The organism is Serratia oryzae, from assembly GCF_001976145.1.
Classification (GTDB): Bacteria; Pseudomonadota; Gammaproteobacteria; order Enterobacterales; family Enterobacteriaceae; genus Chania; species Chania oryzae.
Genome location: NZ_MOXD01000006.1, coordinates 159,635 through 176,729, shown reverse-complemented (window position 1 = coordinate 176,729; position 17,095 = coordinate 159,635). Strand labels below are relative to the sequence as shown.

Below are 17,095 nucleotides of genomic sequence, written 5' to 3'. Positions count from 1 at the left end.
TGTTGGTGAGCCGGTAGACTGCGCAAAAAAAAGTAAACACGTGTAAGCTGAGATCGAGGAACTTGAGTTCCGATCGTGGTTGACCGTTTGATTCATTTCAGGCTTAGAGCTCTATGACCAATAAATTGCAGCATTACCATCTGGTCCAACGTATCCAGCACCAAATTTCCCAGCGTGCTGACCGCACTGCTTTTCGCCAGTGGTCCCCTCAGGGAGAAACGCACTTGACCTGGTCACAGGTTGGTACCCATGTGGAGCACATTGCCAGTGCGCTTTTGGCACAGGGTGTTGAGGTGCAGGAGCGTGTCGCGATCTTTGCCAATAATTGTATGGCCTGGTCGCTGGCCGATCTGGCTATTCTGCAACTGCGTGCTGTCAGCGTTCCTTTGTATGCGACCAACACCGCAGCGCAGGCCGCTTTTATCATCAATGATGCCGATATTCGCATTGTGTTTGTCGGTGCGCAGGCACAACTGGATGCGGCTATCGCGCTACGCGCGATTTGCCCACAGCTCACCCAGATTATCGTGTTTGACGACGCCGCTGATTTACGTGGTTGTGAAATTGCCCAGTACCTGAGCCATTTTGAGCGCGAAGCGGATGTTGAACGCTTTGACACTTTGCGCTGGGAGAGAGTGGCTGATAGCAGCCTGCAGGATCTGTTTACCCTGATTTATACCTCTGGCACCACCGGTGAGCCGAAAGGCGTGATGCTGGATTACCGTAATATGGCGGCGCAACTGCAACTGCATGACGATCGCATCACGGTAACGGAAGATGATGTTTCGCTCAGCTTCTTACCGTTGTCACATGTTTTTGAACGGGCCTGGAGCTTCTTTATCATGCATTCCGGTGCTCAGAACGTCTATCTGCCGAATACCGACTGGGTACGTGAGGCGATGGCTGAGGTGAAGCCCACCCTGATGTGTGCGGTGCCGCGTTTTTATGAAAAAATCTTCAGCGCGGTGCATGAGAAGGTCGCGCGCGCGCCCTGGTTGCGCCGCGCGCTGTTCCATTGGGCGATTGTTTGCGGTGAACGCAAGTTCTTGCAGGAACGCGCGGGCAGGCCGCTTGGCAAACTGTTCGATCTTTCCCACCATTGGGCAGACAAGCTGGTGCTGAGTAAGCTGCGTGCAATTCTGGGTGGGCGGGTACGTTTTCTGCCTGCGGCCGGCGCCAAACTGGATGACAACGTCATTCTGTTTTTCGAGGCGATGGGGGTGAACATCAAGTACGGCTATGGCATGACGGAAACCTGTGCCACGGTCTCCTGTTGGGAAGAGAATAATTTCCGCTTTGGCTCGATCGGCAAACCCTTACCGGGGGTGGAAGTGCGCATTGGTGAAGAGAACGAGATCCAGGTGCGTGGGCCGATCGTGATGCGTGGTTATTTCAATAAACCGCAGGAAACCGCCGATACCTTTACGGCTGATGGTTGGTTGAAAACCGGCGACGCCGGTATGATCGACGAAAGTGGCAACTTGTTCATCACCGAGCGGTTGAAGGATTTGATGAAAACCTCCGGTGGTAAGTACATTGCCCCGCAAATGCTGGAGGGCACTCTGGTACAGGATCGCTTTATTGAGCAGGTTGCGATCATCGCCGATGCGCGCAAGTTTGTTTCCGCACTGATCGTGCCCAGTTTTGAGTCGCTGGAAGAGTATGCCCGATCGATTAATCTGAAGTATCAGGATCGGCTAGAGTTGCTGCGTAACAGCCATATTATTGAAATGTTTGAAAAACGTCTGCGTGAGATGCAAAAAGAGCTGGCACTGTTCGAGCAGGTGAAAAAGTTTACTCTGCTACCTGCGGCGTTCTCCATGGAACTGGGTGAACTGACGCCAACGCTGAAGCTGCGGCGTAAGGTGATCTTGCAGCGCTATCAGAATGAGATCGAATCCATGTATCAGGAAAAGTTATAACGTTGTCAGGTGAAGGTTTTTCCCAGTGAAAAACTATCAGAACTCTTCATCTGATATCGTTCTGTAATTTCCTGAATTTCCGAAACAATGCCTGGTTGTTATGTTTATAGCCAGTGCATTGTTTCTGTAAGTTCCCTATCTCCCCTTTAATGACAATAACCTTGTTGTTAATAAGTTGTTTTGCCGTTTGCCTGCCTCATATTCTGACGTTATGTTAGGCTGTACGTTGGTATTGAGCGCCGCTGACACGGTTTAATGCTGCGATACAGCCTGGTGAGTTTTAGAATATCCATCAATTTTGGGGCGTTGCCCCGCAACAGGCGCTTCGTTCCGGCGCCAGACAAGAATTAAGCAAGCCTGGAGGCAAACCCATGGAGATGTTGTCAGGAGCCGAGATGATCGTCCGATCGTTGATCGATCAGGGCGTTAAACATGTATTCGGCTATCCGGGCGGGGCGGTACTCGATATTTATGACGCCCTGCACACGGTTGGGGGAATCGATCATATTCTGGTGCGGCATGAGCAGGGCGCCGTGCATATGGCCGATGGCTATGCGCGTGCAACCGGTGAAGTGGGGGTGGTTCTGGTCACCTCCGGCCCTGGTGCAACCAATGCGATTACCGGTATCGCTACCGCCTATATGGATTCCATCCCGATGGTGGTGCTTTCCGGCCAGGTAACCAGCTCACTGATTGGTTACGATGCCTTCCAGGAGTGCGATATGGTGGGGATCTCGCGCCCGGTGGTGAAGCACAGCTTCCTGGTGAAGCGCACGGAAGATATCCCTTCCGTACTGAAAAAAGCCTTTTATCTGGCGTCTACCGGCCGTCCTGGCCCGGTGGTGATCGATCTGCCCAAAGATATCGTCGGCCCGGCGGTGAAAATGCCTTACGCCTACCCGAAAGACGTCAGCATGCGCTCTTATAACCCAACGGTGCAGGGGCATCGTGGGCAGATAAAGCGCGCGTTGCAGACCATTCTGGCCGCGAAAAAACCGGTGATGTATATCGGGGGCGGCGCAATCAATTCAGGCTGTCATGAAGAGTTGCTGCAGTTGGCGGAAAAGCTGAATCTGCCGGTAACCTGTACATTGATGGGCTTAGGGGCTTTTCCTGGCACCCATCGGCAAAGTGTGGGCATGTTGGGGATGCACGGCACTTATGAAGCCAATAAAACCATGCATCACTCTGATGTGATCTTTGCCATTGGCGTGCGTTTTGACGATCGTACCACCAACAACCTGATCAAATATTGCCCTGACGCCACCGTGCTGCATATTGATATCGATCCGACCTCCATTTCCAAAACGGTCGATGCCGATATTCCCATCGTCGGTGATGCCAAGCAGGTGCTGGTGCAAATGCTGGAGCTGTTGGCGCAGAGTGATAAAGCGCAGGATTTCGATGCGCTGCGCGATTGGTGGCAGTCGATTGAGCAGTGGCGGGCACGTGATTGCCTGAGTTACGACAAAAGCAGTGGCACCATCAAGCCGCAGGCGGTGATTGAAACCTTGCACCGGCTGACCAAAGGCGATGCGTACGTCACTTCTGACGTCGGCCAGCACCAGATGTTTGCCGCGCTCTACTATCCGTTTGATAAACCACGCCGTTGGATTAATTCCGGTGGTTTGGGCACCATGGGCTTTGGCCTGCCTGCGGCGCTTGGGGTGAAGCTGGCCCTGCCGGAAGAAACCGTGGTGTGTGTGACCGGTGATGGCAGTATCCAGATGAATATTCAGGAATTGTCCACCGCCCTGCAATACAACCTGCCGGTGATTGTGCTCAATCTGAACAACGGCTATCTGGGCATGGTGAAGCAGTGGCAGGATATGATCTACTCAGGTCGCCATTCTCAGTCTTACATGAATTCTCTGCCGGACTTTGTGAAGCTGGCAGAGGCTTATGGTCATATGGGCATTGCCATTCGCACGCCAGATGAACTGGAAAGCAAGCTGGCACAGGCGCTGGCCGAGAAAGAGCGGCTGGTATTTGTCGATGTTACCGTCGATGAAAGCGAACATGTTTACCCAATGCAGATCCGCGGTGGAAGCATGGACGATATGTGGTTAAGCAAAACGGAGAGAACCTGATGAGGCGCCGTATTTTATCTGTACTACTGGAAAACGAATCCGGTGCATTGTCGCGCGTGGTTGGGCTGTTCTCCCAGCGTGGCTATAACATTGAGAGCCTGACGGTCGCGCCAACTGACGATCCGACGCTGTCACGCATGACCATTCAGACCGTTGGCGATGAAAAGGTGCTGGAGCAGATTGAAAAGCAACTGCACAAACTGGTCGATGTGTTGCGCGTCAGCGAACTGGTCCAAGGGGCGCACGTGGAGCGTGAAATCATGCTGGTGAAGTTGCAGGCCAGCGGCTACGGGCGTGAAGAGGTGAAGCGCAGCACGGACATTTTCCGCGGCCAGATTGTGGATGTCACGGCTTCGCTGTACACCGTTCAACTGGCAGGCACCAGCGACAAGCTAGATGCTTTCCTCAATGCCGTGCGTGAAGTGGCAGAAATTGTTGAGGTCGCCCGTTCGGGAATTGTGGGCGTTTCCCGCGGCGATAAAATCATGCGCTAACCACGCTGCATGCTTGCTGACCAACGAGAGGGCGTAGCTTTATGGCTGCGCCCTTTCTTTTCACTTTTTGTTCGTTTGCTGGCACCTTTCTGCAAAAGCGGTTGCTCGGTCGGGTTTTCTGCGGTTAGATCCAAAGACTGGGATGAATAACCACTGTAGTTATTATGGTTACTCACGATCTCTCCGCTTTCAAATCGCCGCTTTGTTTGGCTGCTATCTGAGAGTGTAAGAGTTAAGCCGCAATCTTAATTGCTATTTTATTTTCAGCGTCATTAAGGGGTTAACGTGAAACTGGATGAAATCGCGCGTCTCGCCGGCGTTTCGCGCACCACGGCCAGTTATGTCATCAACGGCAAGGCGAAGCAGTATCGTGTCAGCGATAAAACCGTCGAAAAAGTGATGGCCGTGGTCAGGGAGCACAACTATCACCCGAATGCTGTCGCGGCGGGGTTACGCGCTGGCCGTACTCGTTCAATCGGCCTGGTGATACCCGATCTGGAAAATACCAGCTATACCCGCATCGCCAACTATCTGGAGCGCCAGGCGCGCCAGCGTGGTTATCAACTGCTGATCGCTTGTTCAGAAGATCAGCCGGATAACGAAATGCGCTGCGTGGAGCATCTGCTGCAACGCCAGGTGGATGCGATCATCGTGTCGACTGCCTTGCCGCCGGAGCATCCTTTCTACCAGCGCTGGGCTAACGATCCTTTCCCGATTATTGCGTTAGACCGTGCGCTGGATCGTGAGCATTTTATCAGCGTTGTCGGGGCCGATCAGGAAGACTCCTTGGCTCTGGCGCAGGAATTGCGCAGCTTCCCGGCGAAATCGGTGCTGTATCTTGGGGCTCTGCCAGAGCTTTCGGTGAGTTTTCTGCGTGAGCAGGGGTTCCGTCAAGCGTGGCAGGATGACGAACGCCCCGTGGACTATCTGTATGCCAACAGCTATGAACGCGAGGCGGCAGGGGCGCTGTTTGCCGAATGGCTGAAAACCCACTCAATGCCGCAGGCGCTGTTTACCACCTCCTTTTCACTGTTACAGGGCGTGATGGATGTGACGCTGAAAAAGTATGGCCGCTTACCGACGGATCTGGCGATCGCCACCTTTGGTGATAATGAGCTGTTGGATTTCCTGGAATGCCCAGTGCTGGCCGTTGCGCAGCGCCATCGCGATGTGGCTGAGCGGGTGCTGGAACTGGTTCTGGCAAGCCTTGACGAGCCACGTAAGCCGAAGCCGGGCATGACGCGCATTCGCCGTAACCTGTTCCGCCGCGGCAGCCTGAGCCGGAGATGAGTGAATAGGGCCAGCATGCCGCTGGCCTTTGGCTTTATACATATCCCACAACGCGGAATAGCCGGCGGCAATATTCCAGAAAATAGCCGTATACCACTCCCATCGCCATCGATACCAGCGCATTGCTGGCTACCGCCGCCATGATTTGTTGCTCATCAGCTCCCACGCTCCACAAAATAGCGGCGTAAACCGGTGACTGAAAACTGACATAGGCCAGAAGATCGGCCAGATTGCGCAGCAAAAACTGCCCGTGTGGGAGACGGCGGGCTGTTGCGATAAAAAAGTCGCGGTAGCGGCCGTAGGGCCAGGCAATAAGAATATTGACGGGAATCGACAATAAACGCGAAGAGAGCGATTGGCCGAAACTCATGCCAGAAATCAGGATCTCGATCGCCATACCTGCCAGAAAACAGTACACCACCAAGGCAAAGGTATCGGCGGCGGCACTGCGTAAGCGTGAAGCAGGTGAAAACATGGGAACAACTCCTGGCGTTAGGTTAACCTGTCTGCTTTGAATGTTAATTTAGTGTAATAAACTGACTTATTGACTTTTTACTAGTCTACTAATCTATTTTGTTAATTTTAATTAGCTTAATATTTTTATTTTTAACGGTTGTTTGGTTTTTATCCTGACGAGAGGAGCTAAAATACAGATTGGAGGGATTAAAATTGGTGAACATCAACAAAGTAATTAAAAACAATGAGTTGTGGATTTTACCTTGATTTTGGTGCAAAAATGCCAGTTAGCGAGAAATCAAAAGAAATGTAAAAAAATGCAACCTGAAGGCTAAAAGATTATTTTGAGAGTAATCCCATCATATGAATTAAAATCGTGACCGGTAAGGCGGTGCTATTTGAAAGGGATATTTTTCTTATGAATTATCCATGCGTGGAATAATTGAAGTAAAATAGCGCGCGGTTTACGGCGAAATATCTATCGAGTGTTATTAAGTCAATGGTTTATAGCACATGATGGCAAATGGGTAAGCCAGGGCCAGGCCTTGTTGGATGCGGCTTGCCGCAGGGTGATACCCAATGATGACGTGATTGAAAAGTGAGACCTGGGTTGCAGAAGGAAGTAATGAGTCAATTAATCGCCAATTTGTCAGTTTTTTAACCACCTCATTTCTGTTTAGGAAATTCTTCTCGTTTATCATGGTGTTAATTTTTATTCGTTTAATTAATCGAGTTCCTTTCGTGAGTCACCCCTCAGAATGAACACTGAAATATTGCCAAAGCGCTGCCGCTCTGGCTTGACAAGGTTTTCATACCCTCCGTAAACTCCATTATGTGGGGATTTGTGGAGTAAAGTGGTGAAAAAGGTCACCAGGGGGTAACTCAGGTATGTTCCGTGGAGCAACGATGGTTAACCTCGACAGTAAAGGACGGCTCGCCGTACCTACCCGTTATCGGGATTTACTGAATGAGGCGTCGCAAGGCCAAATGGTTTGCACCATTGACCTCCATCAGCCCTGCCTGTTGCTTTATCCATTACCCGAGTGGGAAATCATTGAACAAAAATTGTCCCGTCTGTCGAGCATGAATCCCGCGGAGCGCCGCGTTCAGCGCTTGCTGTTAGGGCATGCTAGCGAGTGTCAGATGGATAGTGCCGGGCGCCTGTTGTTAGCCAGTACGCTGCGTCAACACGCCAGGCTGAGTAAAGAAGTGATGCTGGTCGGGCAGTTCAACAAGTTTGAACTGTGGGATGAACAGACCTGGTATCTACAAGTCAAGAAGGATATTGACGCTGAACAGTCCACTCAGGAACCGTTATCTGAGCGGCTACAGGACTTGTCACTATAAGCATGTTGGAAAACTATAAGCACACCACCGTCCTGTTGGATGAGGCCGTAAATGGCCTCAATATCCGCAGCAATGGCACATACATTGACGGAACTTTTGGTCGCGGTGGCCATTCTCGTCTGATTCTGTCCCAGTTGGGGCCGGAAGGACGTTTACTGGCAATTGATCGCGATCCGCAGGCTATTGCCGCTGCCGAATCGATTGAAGATCCCCGTTTTACTATCATACATGGCCCGTTTTCGGATCTGGCGCACTACGTGCAGGAGCGCGATCTGGTGGGAAAAATTGACGGCGTATTGCTCGATCTGGGTGTTTCCTCTCCTCAGTTGGATGATGCCGAACGCGGTTTTTCCTTCATGCGCGACGGCCCGCTGGATATGCGTATGGATCCCTCAAACGGCCATTCTGCCGCCGAATGGCTGATGAAAGCGGAAGCTGACGATATCGCCTGGGTGCTGAAAACCTTCGGTGAAGAACGTTTTGCCAAGCGTATTGCCCGCGCCATCGTCGAAAGAAACCGTGTAGAACCGATGACGCGCACCAAAGAGTTGGCGGATCTGATCGCCAATGCCAGTCCGTTCCGTGAAAAGCACAAACATCCGGCAACGCGTAGTTTCCAGGCGATTCGTATTTATATCAACAGCGAACTTGAAGAGATTGAGCGTGCTCTGGACGGCGCGTTAGAGGTGCTGGCTCCGCAGGGGCGCCTGTCAATCATCAGCTTCCATTCGCTGGAAGATCGCATCGTCAAACGCTTTATGCGCCACCACAGCCGTGGGGCTCAGGTTCCCGCCGGGATTCCGCTAACTGAAGCGCAGTTGCGTGAGATGGGAGGCCGCACGCTGAAAGCACTGGGCAAAATGATGCCGTCTGACGATGAAGTGGCGGAAAATCCGCGTGCTCGCAGCTCGGTACTGCGCATTGCCGAGAGGATGCCCGCGTGATTGGCCATGAGCGCCACGGACTGGTCGGGGTTATTGGCGGTGATTTGCTGCGTAACGCCAAGATCCCGCTGATTCTGTTGATCGCCGTGCTGGTGACTGCTGTTTTTGTGGTCACCACCGCGCACCGTACACGCCTGCTGACCGCCGAGCGCGAGCAGTTGGTGCTGGAGAGGGATGCGCTGGATATCGAGTGGCGTAACCTGATTCTGGAAGAGAACGCCCTTGGCGATCATAGCCGCGTGGAACGTATCGCTACGGAGAAACTGCAGATGCAGCACGTTGATCCATCGCAGGAAAATATCATCGTTAAACCATAAAGGGCTTAACCACATTCACGATACGGAGCTGAAAGGTAACAGATGAAAGCAGTACGCCCCGGTAAGTTGAAACGCCAGGAAGATCAAGCCAGCTTTGTCAGCTGGCGTTTTGCGTTGCTGTGCGGCTGTATTCTGCTGGCGTTGGTCGGGTTGATGGTGCGCGTGGCTTATCTGCAGGTGATTAACCCGGATCGGCTGGTAAAAGAAGGCGACATGCGCTCGCTGCGCGTGCAGGAAGTTCCTACCGCGCGCGGCATGATCAGCGATCGCTCAGGCCGGCCATTGGCCGTGAGCGTGCCGGTAAACGCTGTGTGGGCCGATCCGAAAGAGCTGATCGAGCGCGGCGGAATTACGTTGGATTCGCGCTGGAAGGCGCTTTCTGATGCGTTGCAGATCCCGCTCGATCAGTTATCCAACCGTATTAACGCCAACCCGAAAGGGCGCTTTGTTTACCTGGCTCGCCAGGTCAACCCGGCGATTGGTGACTATATCCATAAGCTGAAACTGCCGGGTATTTACCTGCGTCAGGAGTCACGCCGTTACTACCCTTCAGGGCAGGTAACTTCACACATTATCGGCGTCACTAATATTGATGGCGAAGGCATCGAAGGGGTTGAAAAAAGCTTTAATCGCTGGCTAACCGGGCAACCGGGTGAGCGAACCGTGCGTAAAGATCGTTATGGCCGGGTGATTGAGGATGTCTCCTCGGTAGACAGCCTGGCGGCGCACAACCTGATGCTGAGCATTGATGAACGTTTGCAGGCGCTGGTGTATCGCGAATTGAATAACGCAGTGGCCTTCAACAAGGCTGAGTCGGGCACTGCGGTACTGGTGGATGTGAATACCGGCGAAGTGTTGGCGATGGCCAACAGCCCGTCGTACAACCCGAACAACATGGCCGGTACGCCTAAAGACACCATGCGTAACCGTGCAATAACCGATATTTTTGAACCGGGTTCCACAGTGAAACCGATGGTGGTGATGACGGCATTGCAGCACGGCGTGGTGAAAGAGAACAGCGTGCTCAATACCGTTCCTTACCGCATTAACGGCCATGAAATCAAAGATGTGGCGCGTTATTCGGAACTGTCCATGACCGGGATCTTGCAGAAGTCGAGTAACGTCGGTGTGTCTAAGCTGGCGTTAGCGATGCCGTCCTCAGCGTTAGTAGATACTTACTCGCGCTTTGGGCTGGGAAAAGCGACCAATTTGGGGCTGGTCGGAGAAAGCAGTGGCTTATACCCAAAAAAACAACGGTGGTCTGACATAGAGAGGGCCACCTTCTCTTTCGGCTACGGGCTAATGGTAACGCCGTTACAGTTAGCGCGAGTCTATGCCACGATCGGCAGCCTGGGCGTGTATCGCCCATTGTCGATCACCAAAGTTGATCCACCGGTTGCCGGTGAGCGCGTCTTCCCTGAAGCCACGGTGCGTACCGTGGTGCACATGATGGAAAGCGTGGCCTTGCCGGGCGGCGGCGGTGTGAAGGCGGCCATCAAGGGCTACCGCATCGCGATTAAAACCGGTACCGCTAAAAAAGTCGGCCCGGACGGCAAATACGTCAACCGCTATATCGCTTATACCGCGGGTGTGGCACCCGCGAGTCAACCCCGTTTTGCTCTGGTGGTGGTGATCAACGATCCACAGGGCGGGAAGTACTACGGCGGTGCGATTTCTGCACCCGTATTTGGTGCGATCATGGGGGGCGTGCTGCGGATCATGAACATTGAGCCGGATGCGTTGCCCACCGGTGACAAAAGCGAATTAGTTATCAACAGTAAAGAGGGTACAGGTGGCAGATCGTAATTTACGCGATTTACTCGCTCCTTGGGTGCCAGCGGCACCCGAGCGCCGGCTTAGGGAAATGATATTAGACAGCCGCATTGCGGCTGCCGGAGATCTGTTTGTCGCCGTCGTCGGCCACCAAACGGATGGCCGCCGCTATATTCCGCAAGCCATCGCACAAGGGGTTGCTGCCGTTATCGCCGAAGCCGAAGGCCAGGCTGAAGATGGTAAAATCTGCGAAATGCACGGCGTTCCCGTGATTTACCTGAGTCAACTCAATCAGCGCCTTTCCGCTCTGGCCGGGCGTTTTTACCAGCAGCCTGCAGAACGCTTGCGTTTGATCGGCGTGACCGGTACCAACGGCAAAACCACTACCACGCAACTGTTGGCGCAGTGGAGTCAACTGCTGGGCGAAACAGCCGCGGTGATGGGAACGGTTGGCAACGGTTTGCTGGATCAGGTTTGCCCGACGGAAAACACCACCGGTTCCGCGGTGGATGTCCAGCATATCCTTAACGATCTGGCCGAACAGGGTGCAACCTTTGCTGCGATGGAAGTCTCATCACATGGTCTGGTGCAACACCGTGTGGCCGCTTTGCGTTTTGCTGCGGCCGTGTTTACCAACCTGAGCCGCGATCATCTGGATTATCACGGCGATATGGCCAGCTACGAAGCGGCTAAATGGTCACTGTTTGCGGCCCATGACGTTGGGCAGGCGATTATCAATGCTGACGATGAAGTCGGGCAGCGCTGGTTGGCGCAACTGCCGGATGCTGTGGCCGTGACCATGCAAGATAACCTGCAGCCTGGCTGCCGTGGCCGCTGGCTGAAAGCCACGGCGGTGAACTATCACGATAACGGCGCCACGATTCATTTCAGCTCAAGCTGGGGCGATGGCGAGATTGAAAGCCGCCTGATGGGGGCGTTCAACGTCAGCAATCTGTTGTTGGCGCTGGCAACCTTACTGTCGCTCGGTTACCCGTTTGCTGACCTGGTGAAAACCGCCAATCAGCTACAGCCGGTTTGTGGTCGTATGGAAGTGTTTAATGCTCCGGGCAAACCCACGGTGGTAGTGGATTATGCCCACACCCCGGACGCCTTGGAGAAAGCCTTGGAAGCCGCACGTCTGCACTGCCTGGGGCAATTGTGGTGCGTGTTTGGCTGCGGCGGCGATCGCGACAAAGGTAAGCGCCCACTTATGGGGGGCATTGCCGAGCAATTCGCCGATCGGGTGGTGGTCACCGACGATAACCCACGCACCGAAGAGCCACAGGCAATTATCAAAGATATTCTCGCTGGGTTGCTGGATGCCGGGCATGTGCAGGTGATCCATGGGCGCGCTGAAGCCGTCACCAGCGCCATTATGCAAGCACAAGAACAGGATGTCGTCTTGGTGGCAGGCAAAGGCCATGAGGATTATCAAGTAGTGGGGAACCGTCGCCTGGACTACTCCGATCGTACCACCGTTGCGCGTCTGCTGGGGGTGTTGGCATGATCCCGGTATCTCTGAAGACCCTGGCTGAGGTACTGAGCGCCGAGCTGATCGGTGCCGATTGCTCAATCACTGAAGTGACGACAGATACGCGTCAGATCACACCAGGCTGCCTGTTTGTGGCGCTGAAGGGGGAACGCTTCGACGCCCATGATTTTGCCCCTGACGCCATCGCCGCAGGTGCCGGGGCGCTGCTGGTAAGTAAGCGCTTATTGGGGGATGTGCCGCAACTGGTGGTGAAAGACACCCGCATTGCGTTGGGGCAACTGGCCGCCTGGGTTCGTCAGCAAGTGTCGGCCAAAGTGGTGGCTCTGACCGGTTCATCGGGCAAGACCTCGGTGAAAGAAATGGCCGCCGCGATTCTGCGCGAGTGCGGCGAGGTGCTGTATACCGCCGGTAATTTCAACAATGACATTGGCGTGCCGCTGACGCTGCTACGCCTGCAGCCACAGCATGATTTTGCCGTGATTGAATTGGGCGCGAATCATATTGGTGAGATCGCTTATACCACCGCCTTAACCCAGCCGCAGAGCGCACTGGTGAATAATCTGGCGGCGGCACACCTGGAAGGGTTTGGTTCTTTGGCCGGTGTGGCTCAGGCCAAAGGTGAAATATTTGGCGGTTTGCCCACAAATGGCGTGGCGATCATCAACGCGGATAATAACGACTGGCCACACTGGCAGGCCCAATTACAAGGCAAAAAAGTGTGGCGTTTCTCGCCGCAGGCGGCAGGGGCGGTAGACTTTTTTGCCAGTGATATCCAGGTGAATGGTAAGGGTACGCAGTTTACGCTGCACAGCCCGTTTGGCACGGTGGCTGTTGAGCTGCCGCTGCCGGGCCGCCATAACGTGGCGAATGCTCTGGCGGCAGCGGCGCTGGCAATGTCAGTGGGTGCAACGTTAGAAGCGGTGCGCAAAGGGTTGCAACAACTGCAAGCGGTGCCGGGGCGTTTATGCCCGGTGGTGTTGGCAGAAGGCAAGCTGCTGCTGGACGATAGCTACAATGCCAACGTCGGTTCAATGATCGCGGCGGCACAGACGCTGGCAGAGATGCCGGGCTACCGGGTGATGGTGGTTGGCGATATGGCCGAGTTGGGCGCAGACGCTGAAGAGTGCCACCGTCAGGTGGGTGAAGCTGCCCGTGCGGCCGGGGTGGATAAAGTGATCAGCGTGGGCCAATTAAGCCAAACGCTGAGTTCGGCTGCCGGTAACGGTGAGCATTATCAGGATAAGACAGCAGTGATCGCGCGCGTAGCGGAATTACTGTCAGCACATGCGGTAATTACCGTGTTAATCAAAGGTTCACGTAGTGCCGCAATGGAGCAGGTAGTACGCGCGTTACAGGAGAAAGCACCATGTTAGTTTGGCTGGCCGAGCATTTGGTCAAGTATTACTCCGGCTTCAACGTCTTTTCCTACCTGACGTTCAGGGCCATCGTCAGCCTGCTGACCGCGCTGTTTATTTCTCTGTGGATGGGGCCGCGGGTGATTAAACGCCTGCAGGAAATGTCCTTCGGCCAGGTGGTGCGTAACGACGGGCCGGAATCACACTTCAGCAAACGCGGCACGCCAACCATGGGCGGCATCATGATCCTGACCTCCATCACCATTTCGGTGCTGATGTGGGCCTATCCGTCCAACCCTTATGTGTGGTGCGTGCTGTTTGTACTGGTGGGTTACGGCATCATCGGTTTTGTCGATGACTATCGTAAAGTGGTGCGCAAGGATACCAGAGGGTTGATTGCCCGCTGGAAGTACTTCTGGCAATCGGTGATTGCGCTGCTTGCTGCTTTTACCATGTATGCGATAGGAAAAGACACACCAGCCACCGAGCTGGTGGTGCCGTTTTTCAAGGACGTCATGCCGCAGCTTGGTCTGCTGTATGTGCTGCTGGCTTACTTTGTGATTGTCGGTACCAGCAACGCGGTCAACCTGACCGATGGCTTGGATGGCTTGGCGATCATGCCAACCGTGTTCGTGGCCGCCGGTTTTGCGCTGGTCGCCTGGGCTACCGGTAATACGAATTTCGCCAGCTACCTGCATATCCCGTATCTGCGCCATGCCGGTGAACTGGTGATTGTGTGTACCGCGATTGTCGGGGCGGGGTTAGGCTTCCTGTGGTTCAACACTTACCCGGCTCAGGTGTTTATGGGCGATGTCGGCTCATTGGCACTGGGGGGGGCGCTGGGGACGATCGCCGTGCTGCTGCGTCAGGAGTTTTTGCTGGTGATTATGGGGGGCGTGTTCGTGGTTGAAACGCTGTCGGTGATCCTGCAGGTGGGGTCGTTCAAGCTGCGCGGGCAACGTATTTTCCGTATGGCGCCGATCCATCACCACTACGAATTGAAAGGCTGGCCAGAACCGCGCGTGATCGTGCGCTTCTGGATTATTTCGCTGATGCTGGTGCTGATTGGCCTGGCGACGCTCAAGGTGCGCTAATTATGGTGGATTATCAGGGTAAAAAAGTAGTCATCATCGGGTTGGGCCTTACCGGCTTGTCCTGTGTTGATTTCTTTATGGCGCGCGGCGTGACGCCGCGCGTTATGGATACCCGCATTGCTCCGCCAGGGCTGGATAAGCTGCCTGAGAGCGTGGAGCGGCATCTGGGCGATCTGAATCAGGATTGGCTGCTGGAGGCGGATCTGATCGTTGCCAGCCCTGGTATGGCTTTGGCAACACCGGCGCTGAGCGCTGCTGCGGATGCCGGTGTGGAGATCGTTGGTGACGTCGAGCTGTTTTGCCGTGAGGCGCAGGCACCGATTGTGGCGATCACCGGTTCCAACGGCAAAAGCACTGTGACCACACTGGTGGGCGAAATGGCTAAAGCTGCCGGTTGGGCGGTGGGCGTCGGCGGCAATATCGGCCTGCCAGCACTCAGTTTGCTGCGCCAGGAATGCCAGCTTTACGTGCTGGAACTGTCGAGCTTCCAACTGGAAACCACCTCAAGCCTGCGTGCCGCTGCCGCGACCATCCTCAACGTGACCGAAGACCATATGGATCGCTATCCGTTTGGCTTGCAGCAGTACCGTGCCGCCAAACTGCGGATCTATGAAAATGCCGGCGTGTGCGTGGTGAACGCGGATGATGCGCTGACCATGCCGGTACGTGGCGCTGATGCGCGCTGTGTCAGTTTTGGTGCCGATGTAGGGGATTACCATCTCAACCGCCAGCAGGGCGAAATCTGGCTGCGGGTTAACGGTGAAAAAGTCCTCAACACCCGTGAGATGAAGCTTACGGGCCAGCATAACTACACCAACGCACTGGCGGCTTTAGCGTTGGCCGATGCGGTCAAACTGCCGCGCTCTTCCAGCCTGAAGGCGCTGACCACCTTTGCTGGCCTGGAACACCGCTTCCAACTGGTGTGGGAGCACGATGGGGTCCGCTGGATTAATGATTCCAAAGCTACCAACGTCGGCAGCACCGAAGCGGCCCTGAACGGTTTGCAGGTGGAAGGAACGCTGCACCTGTTGTTGGGCGGCGATGGTAAATCTGCCGATTTCTCGCCGCTGGCGCGTTATCTGCAAGGCGACAACATTCGTTTGTATTGCTTTGGTCGTGATGGTGCGCAACTGGCTGGGTTGCGCGCTGATATTGCTACTTTGACTGAAACCATGGAACAGGCGATGCAAACGATCGCTGGCCGAGTGAAAGCGGGCGATATGGTGCTGTTGTCGCCCGCCTGTGCCAGCCTGGATCAGTTCCGTAATTTTGAAGTGCGTGGCAATGAGTTCGCCCGTCTGGCGCAGGAGCTTGGTGGATGAGACTACGGATGCCGACGTTTGGCCTGGCTAACAAACTGAAAGACTGGGTGATGGGATCGCGTGAAAGTGATTCAGTCAACATGGTGCTGTATGACCGAACCCTGTTGTGGTTGACCTTCGGTTTGGCCGTTGTCGGTTTTGTGATGGTGACATCAGCCTCAATGCCGATCGGCCAACGTCTGGCAGAAGATCCGTTCCTGTTTGCCAAGCGTGATGCCCTTTATCTGGCACTGGCATTTGGCTTGTCACTGATCACGCTGCGTATTCCGATGGAAGTATGGCAGCGTTACAGCACCGCCATGCTGCTGCTGTCGATGGTGATGCTGCTGATCGTCTTGGTGGTGGGCAGTTCGGTGAACGGCGCATCGCGCTGGATCTCCCTGGGGCCGCTGCGTATTCAGCCTGCCGAGCTCTCTAAATTGTCGTTGTTCTGTTACCTGTCGAGTTATCTGGTACGTAAGGTCGATGAAGTCCGCAGTAACTTCTGGGGCTTCTGTAAGCCGATGGGGGTAATGGTGGTGCTGGCGGTGTTGCTGCTGGCACAGCCGGATTTGGGGACGGTGGTGGTGCTGTTTATCACCACCTTGGCGATGCTGTTTCTGGCCGGTGCCAAGATGTGGCAGTTCCTGGCGATTATCGGCTCCGGTGCGTTTGCGGTAGGGCTGCTGGTGGTTGCAGAGCCTTACCGTATGCGCCGTGTGACCTCCTTCTGGAACCCCTGGGCCGATCCGTTTGGCAGTGGTTACCAGTTAACCCAGTCGCTGATGGCGTTTGGCCGCGGTGAGTTCTGGGGGCAAGGGCTAGGTAACTCCGTGCAGAAACTGGAGTATCTGCCAGAGGCGCACACCGACTTTATCTTCGCGATTCTAGGTGAGGAATTAGGCTATATCGGTGTGGTTTTAGCCCTGTTAATGGTATTCTTCGTCGCTTTTCGCGCGATGTCGATTGGCCGGCGCGCACTGGAGATCAATCAGCGATTTTCCGGTTTTTTGGCCTGTTCGATCGGCATTTGGTTCAGTTTCCAGGCGTTGGTTAACGTAGGGGCGGCGGCGGGGATGCTGCCGACTAAAGGGCTGACGCTGCCGCTGATCAGTTACGGTGGTTCGAGTCTGTTGATTATGTCAACGGCGATTGTGCTGTTGCTGCGTATTGATTATGAAACACGCCTGACTAAAGCGCAGGCGTTTGTGAAGAGGTAA

Annotated in this window: 14 protein-coding genes; 13 read left to right on the top strand and 1 reads right to left on the bottom strand. The window is 54.5% G+C overall.

The features are described 5' to 3' along the window. Window positions 1–113: 113 nt before the first annotated feature. The 4 genes from BMI79_RS12870 to cra all read left to right on the top strand — a co-directional run bounded on the left by BMI79_RS12870 (window position 114) and on the right by cra (window position 5,796). Window positions 114–1,922 carry an AMP-dependent synthetase/ligase gene (locus tag BMI79_RS12870; protein ID WP_076942537.1) on the top strand — a complete coding sequence of 603 codons (1,809 nt, stop codon included), beginning with the start codon at window positions 114–116 and terminating at the stop codon, window positions 1,920–1,922. Window positions 1,923–2,293: 371 nt separating this feature from the next. Then, window positions 2,294–4,012, top strand: a complete 1,719-nt coding sequence (gene ilvI / locus BMI79_RS12865) for an acetolactate synthase 3 large subunit (protein ID WP_076942536.1) — start codon at window positions 2,294–2,296, stop codon at window positions 4,010–4,012. Continuing rightward, window positions 4,012–4,506: an acetolactate synthase small subunit gene (ilvN, locus tag BMI79_RS12860; protein WP_095996131.1), complete on the top strand. Its 495-nt coding sequence runs from the start codon at window positions 4,012–4,014 to the stop codon at window positions 4,504–4,506. The genes ilvI and ilvN overlap by 1 nt, the downstream gene beginning before the upstream one ends. A gap of 285 nt (window positions 4,507–4,791) precedes the next feature. After that, window positions 4,792–5,796 (top strand): catabolite repressor/activator, encoded by a 1,005-nt coding sequence (cra, locus tag BMI79_RS12855; RefSeq protein ID WP_076942534.1) that lies wholly within the window; start codon window positions 4,792–4,794, stop codon window positions 5,794–5,796. Window positions 5,797–5,830: 34 nt separating this feature from the next. Here the strand turns inward: cra and BMI79_RS12850 are convergent, their stop codons facing one another. Continuing rightward, on the bottom strand, window positions 5,831–6,271 hold the full coding sequence (locus BMI79_RS12850) for an L-alanine exporter AlaE (protein ID WP_076942533.1): 441 nt from the start codon (window positions 6,269–6,271) through the stop codon (window positions 5,831–5,833). An 869-nt stretch (window positions 6,272–7,140) separates the two neighbouring features. Between BMI79_RS12850 and mraZ the strand changes: the two genes are divergently transcribed. From mraZ to ftsW, 9 genes are read left to right on the top strand one after another with little or no spacing between them, the layout of a single operon-like run. After that, entirely contained in the window at window positions 7,141–7,599 is a 459-nt protein-coding gene (mraZ, locus tag BMI79_RS12840) for a division/cell wall cluster transcriptional repressor MraZ (protein WP_076942531.1), read from the top strand. A gap of 2 nt (window positions 7,600–7,601) precedes the next feature. Beyond that, a complete protein-coding gene (gene rsmH, locus BMI79_RS12835; RefSeq protein ID WP_076942530.1) occupies window positions 7,602–8,543 on the top strand; it encodes a 16S rRNA (cytosine(1402)-N(4))-methyltransferase RsmH in 942 nt (313 codons plus the stop codon). Further along, the gene (ftsL, locus tag BMI79_RS12830; protein WP_076942529.1) at window positions 8,540–8,860 is read left to right on the top strand and encodes a cell division protein FtsL; all 321 of its coding nucleotides are present in this window, start codon (window positions 8,540–8,542) and stop codon (window positions 8,858–8,860) included. The genes rsmH and ftsL overlap by 4 nt, the downstream gene beginning before the upstream one ends. A 42-nt stretch (window positions 8,861–8,902) precedes the next feature. After that, on the top strand, window positions 8,903–10,666 hold the full coding sequence (locus BMI79_RS12825) for a peptidoglycan glycosyltransferase FtsI (protein WP_076942528.1): 1,764 nt from the start codon (window positions 8,903–8,905) through the stop codon (window positions 10,664–10,666). Next, complete coding sequence (gene murE / locus BMI79_RS12820; RefSeq protein ID WP_076942527.1) at window positions 10,653–12,140, top strand: UDP-N-acetylmuramoyl-L-alanyl-D-glutamate--2,6-diaminopimelate ligase; 1,488 nt, start codon at window positions 10,653–10,655, stop codon at window positions 12,138–12,140. Before BMI79_RS12825 ends, murE begins: the two co-directional genes overlap by 14 nt. Then, window positions 12,137–13,498, top strand: coding sequence for a UDP-N-acetylmuramoyl-tripeptide--D-alanyl-D-alanine ligase (gene murF / locus BMI79_RS12815; protein WP_076942526.1), 1,362 nt, complete (start codon window positions 12,137–12,139; stop codon window positions 13,496–13,498). Before murE ends, murF begins: the two co-directional genes overlap by 4 nt. After that, window positions 13,492–14,574: a phospho-N-acetylmuramoyl-pentapeptide-transferase gene (gene mraY / locus BMI79_RS12810; protein ID WP_076942525.1), complete on the top strand. Its 1,083-nt coding sequence runs from the start codon at window positions 13,492–13,494 to the stop codon at window positions 14,572–14,574. The genes murF and mraY overlap by 7 nt, the downstream gene beginning before the upstream one ends. A gap of 2 nt (window positions 14,575–14,576) precedes the next feature. After that, the gene (gene murD, locus BMI79_RS12805; RefSeq protein ID WP_076942524.1) at window positions 14,577–15,896 is read left to right on the top strand and encodes a UDP-N-acetylmuramoyl-L-alanine--D-glutamate ligase; all 1,320 of its coding nucleotides are present in this window, start codon (window positions 14,577–14,579) and stop codon (window positions 15,894–15,896) included. After that, the gene (gene ftsW / locus BMI79_RS12800; RefSeq protein ID WP_076942523.1) at window positions 15,893–17,095 is read left to right on the top strand and encodes a cell division protein FtsW; all 1,203 of its coding nucleotides are present in this window, start codon (window positions 15,893–15,895) and stop codon (window positions 17,093–17,095) included. The genes murD and ftsW overlap by 4 nt, the downstream gene beginning before the upstream one ends.